Annotated in this window: 1 protein-coding gene; it reads right to left on the bottom strand. The window is 62.2% G+C overall.

All coding sequences use genetic code 11. The features are described from left to right. A partial coding sequence (locus AB7A72_RS23700) for a hypothetical protein (protein ID WP_369461316.1) occupies positions 1–1556 on the bottom strand: 1556 nt, incomplete at both ends.

Genomic DNA, 1556 nt, shown 5'->3' with positions numbered 1-1556 from the left:
CCCATGGGGCTGATGACATGGGTGCGCCTGCCTCTCGCGTCATAGCGGATTTGGGTGGCGTGGCCTAGCGGGTTGGTGGCCTTGGTCACATTGCCTGCGGCATCAACTTCCAAATTGGTTTTACGGTTCAGTGCATCGGTCTTGCTGATGGGCGCCCCGCGCAAGTCGTACGCCATCTTTCTCGTGTGCCCCTCGCCATCGGTTTGTGCTGTGACGTTGCCCGCGCTGTCGTACTGCCAGCTCTGGGTAATCGCATCCGCCTGGGTGGCATCCCCGGCACCTTTGGTGCTGCTGATGAGCTGGCTATATTGGTCGTAGGTGTAGAGGGTGGTGCGCTGCTCGGGCAGGCCTTTGGCCTCCACCCATTCGATGACATTGCCTTTGCTGTCATAGCGCCAGGTACTCACAACCCCCAGCTGGTTGGTGTAGCTGCTCTGCCTGCCAAACACGGGCTCATACGTGTACTTCTCCACGCTGCCATCTGGATGGGTGATTTGCAGCGGCTGGTAGTTGCTGTCGTAGGTCGTGGTGGTGCTGTAGCCCCGGGCGTTGGTGTACTTTTGGCTGTAAGCGCCATCCCATTGGTTGGAGGCGGTCTTTTTACCGTTGAAGGTACGGCTGAGCTCATTGCCTTGCAGGTCGTACTGGGTGACGGTGGCGTTGCCTCTGCAGTCGGTGTAGGTAACCTCGAACACCCTTCGCTCGCGCAGGTAGTTGTTGGCGCCCGTGGATGCGCAGCCGCTTTGCCCGTCAAACTGCCCCACGCGGCCGCCGCCCCAGAGGTTGGCGAGCTTTTGCGTTGTGCCGCTGGTGCCGGTGGGGTCGATAGTGACGCCCTTCTTGCCCAGGCTCAGCATGGGCTCGGGCGCGGGGATGCTTTGGATGTACTGGGCGGTGATCTTGAGGCCCAGCGGGTCGGTGCGGCTGGTGATCTGGCCGTTGGCGTCGTACTCGTACTTCCAGGCGTGGCCCATGACGTCGGTGACCTGGGCCAGGCGCTGGCCTGCCCATTGGTAGCTGACGCTGCGCCCGGCCAGGTCTTCTATCTTGGTGATCAGGCCCCCCGCCATGGTGACGGTGTAGATGGTTTTGCCCCCGTGGTCCAGGATGCGGGCGCTGGTGGCACTGTCGTAGGCGAAGCTGACTTTGACGCCGCTGGCGTTGGCGTAGCTTTGGATGACGCCGTCTGCGCTGTAGTTGATGGTGTTGCCAAAGCGGTCGTACCACTGCCAGCCGGTGTGCTGGCCTGCGGCATCCTTGAGTCGTTTGATGTAAACGGGTGCGTTGCCTTTGCTCTTGGCCATGTACAGATCGCTTTGGCCGCTGCGCTCGTAGAGCACTCCTACCCGCTCGATAACCTTGGCGTCGCTGCCCAGCGGATCGAGCTCAAAGCTGAGCGGTGCCCAGGCGGGGTTGAGCCACCAGCGCCCCTGGCTCCAGGAGCGGGCAATGTCGAGGCTGCCGCCCAGCACTTTGACGCTCAGGTCGGTGTTGCTCTCCTGGTACTCGCCATTGATCCAGTTGATGCGGGGCTCGCCGGCTTTGGCGACTGGGGT

It is taken from the genome of Comamonas sediminis, assembly GCF_041107495.1.
Classification (GTDB): Bacteria; Pseudomonadota; Gammaproteobacteria; order Burkholderiales; family Burkholderiaceae_C; genus Comamonas; species Comamonas sediminis.
The sequence above is the reverse complement of the archived record's forward strand: the minus strand, read 5'-3'. Positions and strand labels throughout refer to the sequence as shown.